This window comes from Candidatus Binatia bacterium (assembly GCA_035631035.1).
Lineage (GTDB): Bacteria > Eisenbacteria > RBG-16-71-46 > SZUA-252 > SZUA-252 > DASQJL01.
The window spans coordinates 1-15951 of the sequence record DASQJL010000062.1 but is presented as its reverse complement, the minus strand read 5'-3'; the positions used below and the strand labels follow the sequence as shown (position 1 = coordinate 15951).

General features: G+C 71.2%; 15 protein-coding genes. 5 read left to right on the top strand and 10 right to left on the bottom strand.

The window, feature by feature from the left end:
• Positions 1–41: 41 nt before the first annotated feature.
• From hemH to ccsA, 9 genes are read right to left on the bottom strand one after another with little or no spacing between them, the layout of a single operon-like run.
• Positions 42–1031: a ferrochelatase gene (gene hemH, locus VE326_06400; protein HYJ32835.1), complete on the bottom strand. Its 990-nt coding sequence runs from the start codon at positions 1029–1031 to the stop codon at positions 42–44.
• 57 nt (positions 1032–1088) lie between these two features.
• The gene (gene hemN, locus VE326_06395) at positions 1089–2504 is read right to left on the bottom strand and encodes an oxygen-independent coproporphyrinogen III oxidase (protein HYJ32834.1); all 1416 of its coding nucleotides are present in this window, start codon (positions 2502–2504) and stop codon (positions 1089–1091) included.
• The gene (gene hemE / locus VE326_06390) at positions 2501–3550 is read right to left on the bottom strand and encodes a uroporphyrinogen decarboxylase (protein HYJ32833.1); all 1050 of its coding nucleotides are present in this window, start codon (positions 3548–3550) and stop codon (positions 2501–2503) included. The genes hemN and hemE overlap by 4 nt, the downstream gene beginning before the upstream one ends.
• A complete protein-coding gene (hemL, locus tag VE326_06385) occupies positions 3547–4887 on the bottom strand; it encodes a glutamate-1-semialdehyde 2,1-aminomutase (GenBank protein ID HYJ32832.1) in 1341 nt (446 codons plus the stop codon). Before hemL ends, hemE begins: the two co-directional genes overlap by 4 nt.
• The gene (gene hemB / locus VE326_06380) at positions 4884–5867 is read right to left on the bottom strand and encodes a porphobilinogen synthase (GenBank protein ID HYJ32831.1); all 984 of its coding nucleotides are present in this window, start codon (positions 5865–5867) and stop codon (positions 4884–4886) included. Before hemB ends, hemL begins: the two co-directional genes overlap by 4 nt.
• Positions 5864–6649: a uroporphyrinogen-III synthase gene (locus VE326_06375; protein HYJ32830.1), complete on the bottom strand. Its 786-nt coding sequence runs from the start codon at positions 6647–6649 to the stop codon at positions 5864–5866. The genes hemB and VE326_06375 overlap by 4 nt, the downstream gene beginning before the upstream one ends.
• Positions 6646–7569, bottom strand: coding sequence for a hydroxymethylbilane synthase (gene hemC, locus VE326_06370; protein ID HYJ32829.1), 924 nt, complete (start codon positions 7567–7569; stop codon positions 6646–6648). The genes VE326_06375 and hemC overlap by 4 nt, the downstream gene beginning before the upstream one ends.
• Positions 7547–8860 (bottom strand): glutamyl-tRNA reductase, encoded by a 1314-nt coding sequence (gene hemA, locus VE326_06365; protein ID HYJ32828.1) that lies wholly within the window; start codon positions 8858–8860, stop codon positions 7547–7549. The genes hemC and hemA overlap by 23 nt, the downstream gene beginning before the upstream one ends.
• Positions 8861–8863: 3 nt before the next feature.
• A complete protein-coding gene (gene ccsA, locus VE326_06360) occupies positions 8864–9700 on the bottom strand; it encodes a cytochrome c biogenesis protein CcsA (GenBank protein HYJ32827.1) in 837 nt (278 codons plus the stop codon).
• A gap of 86 nt (positions 9701–9786) precedes the next feature.
• Between ccsA and VE326_06355 the strand changes: the two genes are divergently transcribed.
• On the top strand, positions 9787–10497 hold the full coding sequence (locus VE326_06355; GenBank protein ID HYJ32826.1) for a uracil-DNA glycosylase: 711 nt from the start codon (positions 9787–9789) through the stop codon (positions 10495–10497).
• A gap of 7 nt (positions 10498–10504) precedes the next feature.
• Complete coding sequence (locus VE326_06350; protein ID HYJ32825.1) at positions 10505–11515, top strand: zinc-binding dehydrogenase; 1011 nt, start codon at positions 10505–10507, stop codon at positions 11513–11515.
• Between the two features lies 1 nt (position 11516).
• Here VE326_06350 and VE326_06345 read toward each other — a convergent pair whose 3' ends face one another.
• The gene (locus VE326_06345; protein ID HYJ32824.1) at positions 11517–12368 is read right to left on the bottom strand and encodes an SRPBCC family protein; all 852 of its coding nucleotides are present in this window, start codon (positions 12366–12368) and stop codon (positions 11517–11519) included.
• Positions 12369–12542: 174 nt separating this feature from the next.
• On the opposite strand from VE326_06345, the gene lexA reads away from it, so the two are divergent.
• The 3 genes from lexA to VE326_06330 form a co-directional block, all read left to right on the top strand.
• Positions 12543–13211: a transcriptional repressor LexA gene (lexA, locus tag VE326_06340; protein ID HYJ32823.1), complete on the top strand. Its 669-nt coding sequence runs from the start codon at positions 12543–12545 to the stop codon at positions 13209–13211.
• Positions 13212–13245: 34 nt separating this feature from the next.
• Positions 13246–14442 (top strand): hypothetical protein, encoded by a 1197-nt coding sequence (locus tag VE326_06335; protein HYJ32822.1) that lies wholly within the window; start codon positions 13246–13248, stop codon positions 14440–14442.
• A partial coding sequence (locus VE326_06330) for a PHP domain-containing protein (protein ID HYJ32821.1) occupies positions 14411–15951 on the top strand: 1541 nt, incomplete at its 3' end. The genes VE326_06335 and VE326_06330, both read left to right, overlap by 32 nt.

Here is a 15951-nt window from a genome sequence, read left to right as displayed (position 1 = left end):
TGTTGTGCATGATTGACGTTCGCGGCCGACAGGCCAGCTATCTACCCCGCAGCCAGCACCGGCTCGCCGGTTTGCGCGAGTGCCGGCTCCACCACCGACGCGAGCGCGTCCAGGAATGGGGGGAAGTCGTTCAGCCCCTCGGGGCGGCGGAAGTTGACGATGCCCACCTTCTTCGCCTGATCTCCGTAGAGCATGTCGACTTCGTAGAGCGTCTCGATGTGGTCGGAGACGAACGAGATCGGCACCGCGAGCACGTCCTTCACCCCTTCGCGTCCCAGCCGGTCGATCACCTGGTCGGTGCTCGGGCCGATCCACTCCACCGGACCCACGCGGCTCTGGTAGCCGATCGTCCAGGGCAGCTCGGGGAGCCTGGCGCGCACGCCGTCCAGCGTGACCCGGATGTGCTCGCAGTAGGGGTCGCCGTCGTCGATGAAGTGCTTGGGCAGTCCGTGCGCGGAGAAGAGGAGCATCGGGCGCGAGCCCGGCGGGAAGGTGTCGAGGCTGGCGCGCACGCGCGCGGCCAGGGCGTCGAGATATCCCGGATGGTCGTACCAGGTCTCGATTCGCGTGAGGGGAAGCCGGGTCTTCCGGCGCTTCATCACGCGCAGCAATTCCGCCATGGACGAACCAGTCGTCGCCACCGAGTAGTGCGGATACATCGTGAGCGCCACCAGCCGGTCGCAGCCCAGCGATTCCAGCCGATCCAAAGCGGCGTCGGTGTCGGGATTCCAGTAGCGCATGGCGAGCGCGTACTCCACGTCGTGTCCGCGCGCGCGCAGGCGCTGGACCATCCCCTCGCCCTGGAGGGTGCTCCAGCAGACGATCGGAGAGCCCCCGCCGATCTTGTGATAGTTCTCCTGCACTTCCTTGGTGCGCTTGACCGCGATCATCCGCCCGATGAACCACTGGCCCACCGGGCCGCCGGGGAGCCGGATGATCTCGCGGTCGCTGAAGAGCCGCACCAGGAAGGGGCGCACCGCGTCCAGCGTGTCGGGGCCGCCGAGGTTGAGGAGCAGGATCCCTGTTTTCATGCAGTTGTTTCTCGTGCGAAGGGTAGTGGCTCAGACGGGCCGGGCAAGCCCGGCCCGCTAGACTGTCCGGGAGAAGATCGGCTTCTTCTCGGCCTCGTTCTTCTTCTGATAGGCGTCGAACGCCATGCAGACGTTCCGCACGAAGAGCCGTCCCGCCTCGGTCACCTCGATCTCCTTCTCGTTCCGGCGCACGAAGCCGTGCTGCACCGGACCGCTCTCGTCCAGCTCGCGGAGGGCGTCGGCGAAGTACTCGGCGAAGCGGATCCCGTAGCGCTTCTCGATCAGCGGGATGTCCAGGTGGAAGTTGCACATCAGCTCCTGGATCACGTCCCGGCGGATCTCGTCGTCCCGGCTGCGCTCGAAGCCGCGCTCGATCGGGGGAAGGCCCTGGTCCAGCGCGTCCTTGTACCGGTTCAGCTTCTTCGTGTTCTGCGCGAACGCGCCGCCCAGGTCTCCGATCGAGGAGACCCCGAAGCCGATGTAGTCGCGCGCGGGGTGCGTCGTGTAGCCCATGAAATTCCGGAAGAGGGCCCGGTTTCGCGCCGACACGGCCAGCGAGTCGGTCGGCAGCGCGAAGTGGTCCATGCCGATCTGCTGGTAGCCCGCGCCCAGGAACAGCTCGTGCGCGATGCCGAAGAGCTGCAGCTTCACGTCGCGCGGGGGCAGGTCCTCGGGGCGGATCGCTTTCTGGTGCGCCTTGATCCAGGGCACGAACGCGTAGGAGTAGACGGCCACGCGGTCGGGGCGCAGCTCCAGCGCCAGCTCGATCGTCTTCCGGAAGGTCGCCTGCGTCTGGTGGGGCAGCCCGTAGATGAAGTCGAAGTTGATCGATTCGAAGCCCAGCTCCCGCATGTACAGGTGCAGGTCGCGCGTCTGGTTGAAGGTCTGGTAGCGGTTCACCGCCTCCTGGACGTCGGAATCGAAATCCTGGACGCCCATCGAGATCCGGTTGAAGCCCAGCTCGCGGAGCAGCTCCGCCTGGCGGCGCGTCGTGACGCGCGGGTCCACCTCGATCGCGATCTCGGCGTCGTCCGCGAAGGTGAATCGCTTGGCGATCATGTTCCAGACGCGCCGCATCTGCTCCAGCGAGAGATAGGTCGGCGTGCCGCCGCCCCAGTGGTACTGCACCAGGCGCGTCCGCTTCCCGAGCCGGTCGGCCACGAGATTCACCTCGCGCTCCAGGTCGTCCAGGTAGGCGTCCGCCACGCCCGGCTTCTGCGTGATGATCACGTTGCACCCGCAGAAGCTGCACCGCTCCCGGCAGAAGGGGAGGTGGACGTAGAGCGAGAGCGGCTCTTCGGGCTTCCGCGCCGCCTCCTCCAGCTTGGCGATGTAGCGCTTCGCGTCGAACCCTTCGTGGAACTCGACCGCGGTGGGATACGAGGTGTAGCGCGGCCCCGGGCGGTCGTACTTGGCGAGCAAGTCGGCCGTGACCGAGGCGGGCGCGGGCTTGGAATTCGAAGCGTCGCTCATGGGATCCCCGCGGGAGCGCGGAAGCGCCGGACGGTCTGGACGAGCAGGGACACGCTCTCGACCGGCGTCTCCGGCCAGATGCCATGCCCCAGGTTGAAGATGAACCCCGGCCGCCCCGCGTTTTCTCGCAGGATCGACTCGGCCTGCACCACGATCTCCTCCGGCGGCCCGAGGAGCACCGCGGGATCGAGATTGCCCTGCACCCCGTGGCTCTGCCCCAGGATGGCGCGCGCCTGGCTGACCGACACGCGGTAGTCCAGGCCATAGACGTCGGCGCGGATGGAGCGGAGCGCCTCCAGGTGTCCCACCGCCGGAGCCAGCGCGAAGTAGATCGTCGGCGTGCTCTTGGGGAGGGCCGCGAGCACGCGCGCGGCCGAAGCCGCCGCGGTGCGCGCGAACTCCGCCGGCGGAAGCGCTCCTGCCTGCGTGTCGAACAGCATGATGGCGTCCACGCCCGCCGCGATCTGCGCTTTCAGGTAGTCGATCGTGGCTTCGACGATGATGTCCAGGAGCCGCGCGAACCATTCCGGATCGCGCGAGAGGAACGAGCGCGTCTTGGTCAGGTCCTTCGCGCGGCCGTCCTCGACCAGGTAGGACGCCAGCGTGAAGGGGGCGCCGCCGAAGCCGATCAGCGGCACGCGTCCCGCGAGCCGCTCGCGCACGGCGCGGATCACCGGCCGCACGTGGGGCGTCGATTCGGCGGCTCCCTTCCAGTGGAGCCGGGCGACGTCCTCGCGGCGCTCGATGTGGAAGTCGAGCACGGGGCCCGGATTGAAGGCGATCGGCACGCCCAGCCCGATCACCGGAATCAGGATGTCCGAGAAAAGGATCGCCGCGTCGAAGCCGAAGCGGTCGATCGGCTGCGCCGTGACCTCGGCGCACAACTCGGGCACGGTGCAGAACTCGAGGAACCCGTGCTTCTCGCGAAGCGCGCGGTACTCGGGCAGGTAGCGTCCGGCCTGGCGCATGATCCAGATCGGCGTCTCCGCGCTGGGCTCGCCGCGGCAGGCGCGGAGGAACGGGTAAGCGGGCGCGAGCTGGGTCACGTGAGCCCCTCCATCGCTTCGTCGGCGGCTTCCAGGGTCCTGTCGATATCCTCATCGGTGTGCGCGTCGGAAAGGAATGCGCTCTCGAACGCGGAGGGCGGAAGGTAGATGCCGCGCTCCAGCATGCCGTGGAAGAAACGGGCGAACCGCGGCTTGTCGGCCGAGCGCACGTCCTTCATCGAGGTCACGCGGGCGGGGCCGAAGAAGATCGTCCACATCGAGCCCACCGCGTTCACCGTCCCGGGGATCCGCCGGCGCGTGAGGATCTCGCGGAAGCCCGCGGCGAGCAGCGTGGTGCGCGCCTCCACCCGGCGGAAGAGATCGGGGTCCTGCTCGAGCGTCTCGAGGGCGGCGTTGCCGGCGGCCATCGAGAGCGGGTTTCCGGAATAGGTGCCGGCCTGGTAGACGGGCCCCTGCGGCGCGACGCGCTCCATCAGGTCGGCGCGGCCGGCGAAGGCCGCGAGCGGAAGGCCCCCGCCGATCACCTTGCCCAGCGTGACCAGGTCGGGGCGGACGCCGTAGCGCTCGGCCGCGCCGCCGCGCGCCACCCGAAAGCCGGTCATCACCTCGTCGAAGATGAGGACCGCGCCGTGGCGGTCGCAGAGCGAGCGAAGCCCCGGAAGGAAGCCCGGCTCGGGCGTGAGCACCCCGTAGTTGCCGATCACCGGCTCCACGATGACGGCCCCGATTCCCTGGGGCTCGCGCTCGAAGAGCGCGGCCACGGAGTCGAGGTCGTTGTACGAGGCGATGCGCGCCTCCCGGGCGGTGCTCTCCGGCACGCCCGGCGAGTCGGGGATCCCGAGCGTCGCGACGCCCGAGCCCGCCTGGATCAGGAACGAATCGGCGTGGCCGTGGTAGCAGCCGTCCAGCTTCACGTAGGCGCTCCGTCCGGTGGCGGCCCGCGCCACGCGCAGGGCGCTCATCGTCGCCTCGGTGCCGGTGGAGACGAATCGGATCCGTTCCGCCGCCGGAACGAAGCGGCGCACCCGCTCGGCCAGCTCCACCTCGAGTCGCGTGCTGGCCCCGTAGAGGGTGCCCTGGTCGGCCTGGCGCTTCACCGCTTCCACGACCTTGGGATGCGCGTGCCCCAGGAGGAGCGGTCCCCAGCCCAGCACGTAGTCGAGGAGACGGTTGCCGTCGGCGTCGGTCATGACGGCGCCCTTCGCCGAGGCTATGAAGCGCGGCGTCCCGCCCACGCCCTTGAAGGCGCGCACCGGAGAATCCACGCCGCCGGGCAGCAGTCCCTCGGCGCGTCGCGCGAGGATCTCGCTTTCGCGGGTGCGCGCCGGGACTCCCGCGGTGGTCACCGGCCGCTCTCCGGGTCGGGGGCCGCTCATCGCGCGCTCCTTCCCAGGAGGGGAGCGACCTCTTTCGCGAAGTAGGTCAGGATCACGTCGGCGCCCGCGCGGCGGATCGAGGTGAGCACCTCGAGGGCGGCGCGCTCTCCGTCCAGCCAGCCGCGCTCGGCGGCGGCCTTGATCATCGAGTACTCCCCGGACACGTTGTACGCGGCGACCGGCATGCCGAAGCGCTCCTTCACGCGGCGGATCACGTCGAGGTAGGGGAGCGCCGGCTTCACCATCACCATGTCGGCCCCTTCCTCGATGTCCAGCGCCACCTCGCGCACCGCCTCATCCCCGTTCGCCGGGTCCATCTGGTAGCCGCGCCGGTCGCCGAATTGCGGCGCCGACTCGGCGGCTTCGCGGAAGGGCCCGTAGAACGCGCTCGCGTACTTGGCGGAGTAGGCCACGATCGGCGTGTCGTCCAGCCCCGCCTCGTCCAGCGCGCGGCGGATGGAGCCCACGCGTCCGTCCATCATGTCGCTCGGGGCGATCAGGTCGGCGCCCGCGCGCGCGTAGGCGACCGAGGCGCGCGCCAAGAGCGGGAGGGTGCGGTCGTTGTCCACGCGCCCGTCCCGGATCAGGCCGCAGTGCCCGTGGTCGGTGTATTCGCAGAGACAGACGTCGGCCCAGAGGAGCAGCTCCGGGACCGCCTCCTTGATGGCGCGGAGCGCGCGCGGGACGATGCCGTCCTCGGCGTACGCCTCGCTCCCCTCGGCGTCCTTGGCTCTCGGGATGCCGAAGAGGATCACGCCGCCCACGCCCAATTCCGCGAGCGTCTTCGCCTCGCGCACCGCTTCCTTCACCGAGAGCTGGGCGTGTCCGGGCATCGAGCCGATCTCGCGGCGCGCCGTGTCGCCGTGCGCGACGAAGAGCGGCGCCACCAGGTCGGCGGCGTCGAGCGTGGTCTCCCGCGTCATGGCGCGGAGCGCGGGGGTCGCGCGCAGGCGGCGGAGTCGTGTGGTCGGGAAGGTCAATGAGGGCTCCTCGATACCGATTGTATCGCGTCGAGAACGAAGGCGTCATGCCGCCGGGCGCCCGTGGGGCGCACGGCATGCGCGTACCCCCAGCGCAGGAGCGCCTGGTAGGTCGTTTCCCCCCGCGCGATCGCGATCGCTTCCGAATGGAGCACCTCGCCGGTCGCGGGGTCGAGCAGCCGCTCCAGCCCCGCGATGCCCGAGGGACTGTAGTAGGCGATGACGCAAGGACGCCGCGCGTCGAGGGCCCGCACCACCGGCGCGGGGTCGGCCGGCAGGTAGACCGTGCGATAGAGCTCGTATTTCTCCACGTGAATCCCGGCGCGCGTGAGCGCGTCCGGAAAATCGGCCAGCGCGCGATCCCCATGCAGGAAGAGGACGCGTTTCACGCCCAGTCCCTGCGCGTGCTCGACCAGGTAGGCGGCCAGATGTCCCGCGCCCAGACCGCTGCCGGGCACCAAGACCTCCAGCCCCTCGCCGCGGATCGGCGCAGCGCTCTCCTCCCCGACCGCGTAGAGCGGCATCGCCTGGAGCGCCTCGCGCCGCTTGGGGAGCGCCGTCTGCGCCAGCACCACCGCCGCGCGGCGGCTGGTCCATGCCACGGCGGTGCCCGGCTCGACGCGCTGCAAGCGTTCCGCCAGCGCGTCCACCTGCCCGCCGGGGCGCGTCTCGAACAGCTCGAGCCGCGCCACGTCGAATCCCTGGCTTTCGGCGGCGCGGATCAGTTCGTCGTCGGAGGGCTCGCTCCGCGCCACGACCAGGAGGGGACGCGGCTCGCTCACGGAAAGACCTCGTCGCCACGGGCCCGGTCCAGGATCGCGCGCGCGCCCTCGTGGAGGAGCATCCGCGCCAGCTCGCGCCCCACCGCTTCCGGGTCGGAGGCGGGACCGCGCGCCGTGCGCCGCAGCGCCGGCCGTCCCGAGGGATCGCCGACGAAGCCCGCGAGCGTGACGGTGCCGTCCTCGATCTTCGCGCGTGCGCCGATCGGGACCAGGCAGCCGCCGCCCAGCGCGGAGAGGAGCGACCGCTCGGCCGCGGCCTCCGCGGCGGCGCCGGGATCGTGCAGCTTGCCCACCGCCGCCGCCGTCTCCGGATCCCCCTCGCGGATCTGGATCGCCACCACGCCCTGCCCGGGCGCGGGGAGCATGAAGGCGTCGTCCAGGAGCTCGGTGGCGCGGTCGATCAGGTTCAGCCGGCGGAGCCCCGCGGCCGCCACGACGATCGCGTCGAAACGCCCCTCTTCGAGCCTCGCGATCCGGGTGGGCACGTTCCCCCGCAGGTCCACGACGTTCAGATCGGGCCGCTTCGCCAGGAGCTGCGCCTTTCGCCGGAGCGAAGAGGTGCCCACCGTGGCGCCGGCAGGGAGCTTCTCGAGCGGCGTTCCTCCGCGCGCGATCACCGCGTCGCGGGGGTCCTCGCGGGGGAGCATCGCGCCGATCATGAGCCCGGCCGTCATCTCGGTCGGCAGGTCCTTGAGCGAATGGACCGCGAGGTCCACGCGGCCCAGCAGCAGCGCCTCCTCGATCTCCTTGGTGAAGATCCCCTTGCCGCCGAAGCGGCGGAGGGAGGCCATCGGATTGCGGTCGCCGGAGGTCTCGATCACCTCGAGCGGGATGTCGTCGGGAGCGCCGTTCGCCAGGCGCTCGCGCACGTGGCCGCTCTGGGCCAGGGCGAGCGCGCTACCGCGGGTTCCGATCCGCATCGGAATCCTCCTCCTCGATTCCGAACAGATCGCGGATGGCGTCGATCCGGGCGATCCCCTCGGGGGCCTTTTCGTCGGCCCTCGTGAGCTTGGTCGTGGGACGGTGGAGCATCTTCTGCACGATGCCGTGGACCAGGGCGTCCAGCGCGGCGTGGTCCTCGGCTCGGAACTTCCCCTTGTGCCGCTCCAGCTCCTGCCGGGCGATCGTCTCGACCTGATTCCGGAACGCGGTGACCGTGGGAACCACGGCCAGCGAGCGGTGCCAGCGCAGGAAGCGCGACAGCTCCTCTTCGACGATCGCTTCCACCTTGGGGATCTCGCCCCGGCGATGCGCCAGGCTCTGCGCCACGATCCCGCCCAGGGCGTCGAGGTCGTTCAAGAAGACGTTCGGAAGCCGCGCGACCGAGGCTTCGACGTCGCGCGGGACGGCGAGGTCGAAGAAGAGGATCGAGCGGTTCTTCCGGATCTTCATGGCGTTTCGCACCATGTCCTCGCGCACGACCGCGTCGGGCGCCGAGGTCGCGCTGACGACGATGTCGGCGCCGGGGAGCACGACGGGGAGCGCCTCGAGCGAGACGACGCGCGCGCAGTAGGCGACGGCGAAGGCGTCCGCGCGCTCGCGGCTACGGTTGGCGACCATGAATTGCGCCACCCCCGCGTCGCGGAAATGGGCCGCCGCCAGCGCCGCCATCTCTCCGGCGCCGATCAGGAGGACGCGCTTGTCGCCCAGGCCGCCGAGCACCTTGGTCGCGAGGCTCACCGCGGCGTAGGCGCTGGACACCGGTCCGCGGCCGATTCCGGTCTCGGTCCGGGCGCGCTTGGCGGCGCGGAGCGCGGCGTCGAGCAGCCGGTCGATGACGGGGCCCGATCCGCCGGAGCGGGCCGCGAGCGAGAGAGCGTCCTTCACCTGGCCCGTGATCTGCGGCTCGCCCAGGATCTGCGAGTCGAGCCCGCAGGCGACGCGGAAGAGATGCCGCACCGATTCGGGCTCGCGATAGGTGTAGAGGAAGCGGCCCTCCTTGCCGGAGAGGTCCATCCCCTTGATCTCGTGGAGCAGGGCCGTGACGAACGCGGACGGATCCTCGATCGTCGCGCCGCGCGCGTAGACCTCGGTCCGGTTGCAGGTGGAGAGGACCAGCGCTTCGCTCGCTCCGCCGCGCTCCCGCAGCGCCTGGATCGCGCGCTCCACCTCCTCGTCGTTCATGACGAGCGCGTCGCGCACCTCGAGCGGTGAGGTCTCGTGGTTCAATCCGACGCAGAAGAGGTCGAGCGTGCGGGAGTTGGCGGCCATCGCCTACCGGAACGTGTGGAACGAGTGGAAGAAGAGGTCCACCGCGAAGCGCGAGAGGACAAGCGTCGTGAACCCGGCCAGCGAGGCGTAGACCGCGCGCGGCCCCCGCCATCCCAGGCGGTGGTAGGCCAGCACGGCGAAGGCCAGGATGACCCAGGCCACGATCGTGAGCCACGTCTTGGGATCGGAGAGGAAGGCCACGCCGGCCAGCCGCGCCCAGCCCATGCCCATACCGATCGCCATCGCCAGGAGCACGAGCCCCGCCCCCGCGGCGCTGGCGTTCATGCGGCCCAGCGTCTCCAGGGGAGGCATGCGGCTGTAGAAGAGGGAGACGCGGTTCGCCTTGATGTCGCGATAGAGGATGAGAAAGAGGATCCCGTAGATCGCCGAGACCACGAACGCGCTGTAGCCGAGCACCGCCGCCAGCGTGTGCAGCTCGAACCAGATCGGCTTGATCGGCGGCTTGATCGCGGGCGAGGCGACGCCGTAGGCCGAGGCGAGGATCTGCAGCATGAAGACGAGCGGGACGACGAAGATGCCGGTCGTGCGGATCCGCACGCGCATCTCCACGTACAGATAGACCACGGCGAGCGAGAAGCCGGTGGCTGACAGAAAGTCATAGACCGACGCGAGCGGCAGGTGCCCCTCCATCAGGCCGCGCGCGGCGAGATAGAGGATGTGCACGAAGACGGCGGCGCGCAGGAGGAGCGGGCCGCCGCTCTGCCCGCGGGTTCCCTCGAACACCCCCGGCTCGGCGATGTAGACGCGCGCATAGCCCGCCGCGCTCAGGCCGTACAGCACCGGCAGCAACGTCGTGAGTAACGGAAGTAGCGGCTGCATGATTGGTTAGGGGCCTCCTCGACCCCTGCGTGCATTGTCTCCCGTAGGGGAGGGGAGGATCAAGGTGCCGTTGGTATGATGCGGGAATGAGCCCTAGGGACGCCTCGCCAGACAACTTGGCAGGGATCGCCGCGGACGTGGTCGGCTGCGAGCGCTGCCCCCGGCTCCGGCGCTACTGCGAGGAGGTGGCCCGGACCCGGCGGGCGGCGTTTCGGGACCAGGTCTATTGGGGAAGGCCGGTTCCGGGCTTCGGCGACTCCGAAGCCTGGCTCCTGGTGATCGGCCTGGCGCCGGCGGCCCATGGCGGGAATCGCACCGGCCGGGTCTTCACCGGGGACAAGTCGGGGGAGTGGCTCTACGGCGAGCTGTTCCGGCAGGGGCTGGCCAGTCAGGCGGAATCGGTCTCCCGGGACGACGGGATGCGGTTGAGCGGGGCCTACGTCACGGCCGCCCTCCGCTGCGCGCCTCCCGGAAACCGGCCGCTTCCGGTCGAGGCCGAGCGCTGCCGCGAGTACCTCGTCCGCGAGATGCGGGCGCTCGCGCGCGTGCGCGTCCGGCTGGTCCTGGGAAGGATCGGGTTCGAGGCGTTCTTGCGCGCGCGTCGCGCGCTGGGTCGCGACGACCTGGGGCCGAAGAAGCCCGCGTTCGGCCACGGCGTCGCCCATCCGCTGCCCGAAGGCGGATGGCTCCTCTGCTCCTATCACCCCAGCCAGCAAAACACGAGCACCGGCGTGCTCACGCGCGCGATGTGGCAGGAGGTGTTCGACACGGCGGCGAGGCTGCGCGATCGGGTATAGTGCCGCGATGCGCGCCGTCACCCTTCGAAGAGCCGGCCCTCCCGCAACGCTCCGCGTCGAGGAGGCCCCCGAGCCGCATCCCGGCCCCGGCGAGGTCCTGATCCAGGTCCAGGCCGCCGGCGTCAACTTCACCGACGTGCTGTCGCGGCAGGGATTGAACCCCGAGGCGCCGCCGCGCCCCTTCGTCCTGGGGCACGAGACGAGCGGCGACGTGATCGCGCTCGGCGAGGGGGTCGACCGGTTCCGCGTGGGACAGCGGGTGCTCGCGTACCACCTGACGGGCGGCTACGCCGAGCGGATCGCCGTTCCCGCCGAGCAGGTGATCGCGATTCCCGACTCGCTCGCCTACCAGTGCGCGGCGACCCTTCCCTTGAACTACGGCACGGCCTACGTCGCGCTCTATCGCACCGGGCCCGTGGAGCCGGGGATGCGCATCTTCATCCACGCGGCGGCGGGCGGCGTGGGGATGGCGGCGGTGGATCTCGCGCGCCGCGCCGGCCTCGAGATGACGGGTGCGGCGGGAACGCACTTCAAGCGCGCGCGGCTCCTGTCGGAAGGGGTGAAGCACGTGGTGCAGTCGCGCCATCTGCACATCGCGCGTCTGGGGCAGCGGATCTACGGGGGACGCGCCTACGACATCGTGCTCGACTCCGTGGGCGGCCCGACGATCCGCGACGGGCTCAAGTCGCTTCGGCCCGGCGGACGGGTGGTGTCGCTGGGGGTGAGCGGTCTTTCGGGAAAGGGCGTGCTGGGCGCCTTGAGCTACCTGCTGCGCGCGCCGCGGTTCACGTTCATCGACCTGCTCCGGCCCAGCCTGGGCCTCCACGGCGTCAACCTGCGCGAGCTGATCCGAAACCGCGCGCTGATGCGGAAGGTGCTGGAAGAGCTGGTCTCGCTGGCCGACCTGGGCGAGATCACGCCGCAGCCGGGACGCGTGATGGGGCTGGCCGAAGCGGGCGAGGCGCACCGCCTCCTCCAGTCGCGGGCCAACGTGGGGAAGATCGTGCTGCGGATGTAAGTCAGCCGGTCGGGCCGGGCGCCACCAGCCGCTTCAGGTCGTGCATCACGTCCCGCCATGCCGCCGCGTAGTTCACGCGCGCGACCAGGCGCTGCTCCGGCTCGAGGGCGTCGAATCCCGAGTGATGGATCACGAGCGCCGTTCCCGTGGGATCGGGCTCCAGCCGCAGCTCCACGCGCGTGGCCGCCTGCCACCCCTGGCCCATCCACTCCCACGAGAGCGCGACCAGCCGGTCCGGCTCGACCGCCTCCACGCGTCCCTCCTCGACGATCTCGCTCCCCTTGAATTGCGACACGAAGCGGAAGGCCCCTCCCGGCACCGGATCGAAGCGCTCGGCGGTCGCGAGCCACTTCGCCAGGCCCGATGCGGTGGAGAGAAGCGGCCAGATGTCGGATGCCCCGCGCGCCAGGGGAGTCCGGAGCACGATCGGCAGCCGATCGCCCCAGTGATGGGCGTCGGGATTCCCGTCGATCGCCGATCGAAGCGCGTCCAGGGCGGCATGCCACCACGCGCAGGCGTGCGCGCGCTCCACGTCGCTTCCGGGATCCTCCTCCTCGACCGCGATCCGGCATCCCGGGCCCTGGTGCTCGAGCCGGACGCGGACCGTCATCGCCGCATCGGGACCCTCGCCGCGCCAGGCGAGATCCAGTCGACTGGGCGGGGCCGCGGCCAGGATCGTCGCGCGCACCACGTCCCCGTTCCACAGCGTCGCCTGGAAGGACCCACCCGCTTCCAAGTCGACCTCGGCCGCGCCCAGCCAGCGCTCCAGCAATTCGGGGCGCGACCAATACGGCCAAACGGCGAGCACCGGGTCCCGGAAGGACCGGAACACGGCCACGTCGGTCGGGGGCATGCGGGCATCCTAGCACGCTTGACTTTCACCTTTTGTTCACCTATCTTCATTCATGTCCCTTCGGGCGTCTTCCTACCGCCTGGGGGAGCGGGTCCCGGACGGCTGCTTACAGGGCGCCACGCGGCCGCCTCGGGGGCCCGCAGGAAACCGCCGCTCGCGCGGAGAAGGGAACAGATGCTCACGCCACGGCAGCGCGCCGCCTACGACTTCGTGATCCGCTTCTCGCGGCGGAACGGCTACGCGCCCTCGTACGACGAGATCCGGCGGCACCTGGGCCTGGCCTCGCTGAACGCCGTGTCCAAGCTGATCGCGCAGCTCCGGCGGCGCGGCTACCTGGTCGCGGCCCCGCCGAACGCCAAGCGCTGGCTCGCGGCGGCGGCTCCGGGGCGGGAATGGGCGGCGGACAGGACGGCGCCGCCTCTCGAGACGCGCATCCGGCGCTCGACCCGCCCCGAAGCCGCCACGCTGCCGCTTCTCGGGACGATCGCGGCGGGACGGCCGATCGAGGCGATCGAAATCCCGGAAGAGATCGAGGTGCCGGCCTCGCTCCTTGGGGCGGGGGAGCGCTACGCGCTCCGCGTGCGCGGCGACTCCATGGTGGACGACGGCATCCAGGACGGCGACGTGGTCGTCGTGCGGAGCGCGCGGCGCGCCGAGAACGGGCAGACGATCGTCGCGATCGTGGACGGCGAGGCCACGCTCAAGCGGTTTCATGGGCCGGGCTCGGCTGGACGCTGGGTGGAGCTTCGGCCCGCGAATGCGGCGATGAAGCCGCTGCGGGTCGCCGCTGATCGCTTGGAGATCCGCGGCGTGCTGGTCGGGCTGGTTCGCCAATACCACTAGGTTCCGGCGCGCTGCGGCGCGCCGGTACATAAATATGGAACACATCCTCGTCCATCTCGCCATCGACTCCTTCGCCATCCAGGCCGAGCGGCGCCGCTGCCCCAAGCTCGTGGGGCGCCCGGTGGCGCTCGCCCCGCCCGACTCGTCGCGGCCGCGCGTGCTCTTGGCGTCGCGCGAGGCGGCGGCGCAGGGGGTCTATCCGGGCATGCCGCTCCTGGCGGCGCGGCGCGTCTGTCGCGATCTGGTGCCGATCCCGCCCGACGCCGACCTCTACGCGGGCGTCTCCGATTCGATCCGCGACCGCCTCCTGCCGTTGGCGCCGCTCGGCGGGGCGCCCAGGCCGGGACGCTTCGTCCTCGACCTGACCGGTCTCGCGCGCACGCACCGCGACGCCTGCGACCGCGCCTCGCGCGCGGGCAGGGAAGTCGAGCGATGGTTCGGCCTCCACCCCACGCTCGGGGTCGCCTCGACCCGCCTCGTGAGCGCGGTGGCCGCGGGCGTGCTGGCGCCGGACGGCGAGCTGCTCGACGTTCCCACGGGAAGCGAGGCTGCGTTCCTCGGGCCGCTGGCGGTGCGGGTTCTCCCCTCCGCGCGTGGGGCATTCGCGTCGGAGCGGCTGGACCTGCTCGCCGTGCGGCACGTGCGGGACGTGCAGGCGCTGGCGGTGGGACAGCTCGAGGCGGCCGTGGGGCGCGCCGCCGCCTTCTCGCTCTGGCGGGAGGCGCGCGGCCTGGACGGCGCGCCCGAGCGGGCCGCGCGGCCGCCGACGGCCGTCGCCGAGGAGACGCTCGCGGCCGAGACAAACGACCGCCGCGTGCTGGCCGCGCGCATGGAGCGGCTCGCACTGGAAGTGGGCTTTGGGATCCGCCGGCGCGGCACGGCCGCGAACCGTCTGGAGGTCGGGGCGATCTACGCTGACGGCCGGCACGGCCGCGCCCGGCGGGTGATTCGGGAGGGGATCTCGGGCGAGCGCGCGCTCGGCGCGGCCGCGCTCGCGCTGCTCGACGGCGCGCTCACGCGGCGCGTGCGGGTGCGGCGCATCCGGCTCGCGGCGTGGGAGGACGCCGCGCGCGCGGAGCAGCTCATGCTGTGGCCCTCCGCCGTCCAGGACCGCCGATCCCAGTTCGACGTCGCGCTCGACCGGCTCCGCTCCCGCCTGGGCACGGACGCGCTCGTGCCCGCTTCGTGGATGGCCCTCGGTGTCGCGCTTCGTCCATCTGCACGTCCATAGCCACTACTCGATGATGCGCGGGCCCGAGCCGATCGAGGCCCTGATCACGGCGGCCCGCGCGCACGGCATGGACCGCTTCGCGCTCACCGACACGAACGCGCTCTACGGGTTCGTGTTCTATCGCCAGATGTGCGCCGAGACCGGGCTCATCCCGATCGCCGGCGCGGAGATTCTCGAGAAGGACGCGCCCCACGCCGCGCCCGGAGGACGCGGGCGGGCGGTGCTCCTGGCGCGCGGCCGCTCGGGCTACGCGTCGCTCTGCCACGTGATCACGGCGCGACACCTGGATCCCGAGTTCTCGATCGAGCGCGACGTCCGCCGGCACGCGGCGGATCTCGTCCTGCTCTCCGAGGACCGGGGGCTGCTGGAGTCGCTTCGCGACTCGGTATCGGTCTACGCCGAGCTCGTCCCCGGGCGCGGCGACCGCCCGCTCCGCGCCTGGGCGCGCGCGCGCGGCATCCCCTGCGCGGCCACCAACGACGTGCACTTCACGAGACCGGAGTCGCGCCGCCTGCACCAGATCGTGCGCGCCATCGACCGCAACACGACGCTCGAGCGCGTGCCGCCCGACGACACGGCCGAGATCGGACGCGTGTTCGCGTCGGCCGCCGCCATGGAGGCGCGGCTTTCGCACGCGCCCGAAGCGCTGGAGAACGCGGCCAGGCTCGGCGAGGAGTGCGCCGTGGACTGGGAGATGGGGCGCACCGTCTTTCCCTCCTACCCGCTCGACAAGGGGGAGGCGTTCGAGATCCTGCGCGCCCGCTGCGAGGCGGGGATCGTGCACCGCTACGGCAAGCGGCCGGCGCCGGAGGTGCGCGCGCGGCTGGATCGCGAGCTGGCGATCATCCGCGACAAGGGCTTCTCCGATTACTTCCTGATCGTCGAGGCGATCACGTCGCGCACGCCGCGGATCTGCGGCCGTGGCTCGGGGGCGGCGAGCATCGTGGCCTACCTGCTCGGCATCACCCATGTCGATCCGGTGCGGCACAACCTGTTCTTCGAGCGCTTCCTCTCGCCCGAGCGCAAGGACCCGCCCGACATCGACGTGGACTTCGCCTGGGACGAGCGCGACCAGATCCAGCTGGACGTGCTCGCCGAAAACGGAGCGCCCGTGCGCGCGGCGATGGTGGCGAACCACGTCGGCTTCCAGCAGCGCGGGGCGATCCACGAGATCGCCAAGGTCTACGGCCTGCCCGAGGCCGAGATCATGAACGTGACCCGCCGCCTGCAGGGGCACTGGGGCGTCGAGGACCCGATCGAGGGGATGCAGCGCCGCCCCCGGTTCCGCGGCGTGGACTTCGAGCCCCCTTGGCCCGAGATCCTGGCGCAGGCCCAGGCGCTGGAGGGGCACCCGCGCCACCTCGCCGTGCACAGCGGCGGGATCGTGCTCGTGCCGGACGAGCTCTCGAACCACGTGCCGGTCGAGATCGCGCCCAAGGGCGTCCCGATCGTGCAGTGGGAGAAGGACCAGACCGAGGACTTCGGCCTGGTGAAGATGGACCTCCTGGG

Bases quoted from the DNA above. Each gene is read 5' to 3' on its own strand.
- hemC (HYJ32829.1), bottom strand. From the start codon at position 7,569: ATGCGGATCGGAACCCGCGGTAGCGCGCTCGCCCTGGCCCAGAGCGGC.
- lexA (HYJ32823.1), top strand. From the start codon at position 12,543: ATGCTCACGCCACGGCAGCGCGCCGCCTACGACTTCGTGATCCGCTTC.
- ccsA (HYJ32827.1), bottom strand. From the start codon at position 9,700: ATGCAGCCGCTACTTCCGTTACTCACGACGTTGCTGCCGGTGCTGTAC.
- VE326_06345 (HYJ32824.1), bottom strand. From the start codon at position 12,368: ATGCCCCCGACCGACGTGGCCGTGTTCCGGTCCTTCCGGGACCCGGTG.
- hemL (HYJ32832.1), bottom strand. From the start codon at position 4,887: ATGAGCGGCCCCCGACCCGGAGAGCGGCCGGTGACCACCGCGGGAGTC.
- hemH (HYJ32835.1), bottom strand. From the start codon at position 1,031: ATGAAAACAGGGATCCTGCTCCTCAACCTCGGCGGCCCCGACACGCTG.
- hemA (HYJ32828.1), bottom strand. From the start codon at position 8,860: ATGGCCGCCAACTCCCGCACGCTCGACCTCTTCTGCGTCGGATTGAAC.
- VE326_06355 (HYJ32826.1), top strand. From the start codon at position 9,787: ATGAGCCCTAGGGACGCCTCGCCAGACAACTTGGCAGGGATCGCCGCG.
- VE326_06335 (HYJ32822.1), top strand. From the start codon at position 13,246: ATGGAACACATCCTCGTCCATCTCGCCATCGACTCCTTCGCCATCCAG.
- hemN (HYJ32834.1), bottom strand. From the start codon at position 2,504: ATGAGCGACGCTTCGAATTCCAAGCCCGCGCCCGCCTCGGTCACGGCC.
- VE326_06350 (HYJ32825.1), top strand. From the start codon at position 10,505: ATGCGCGCCGTCACCCTTCGAAGAGCCGGCCCTCCCGCAACGCTCCGC.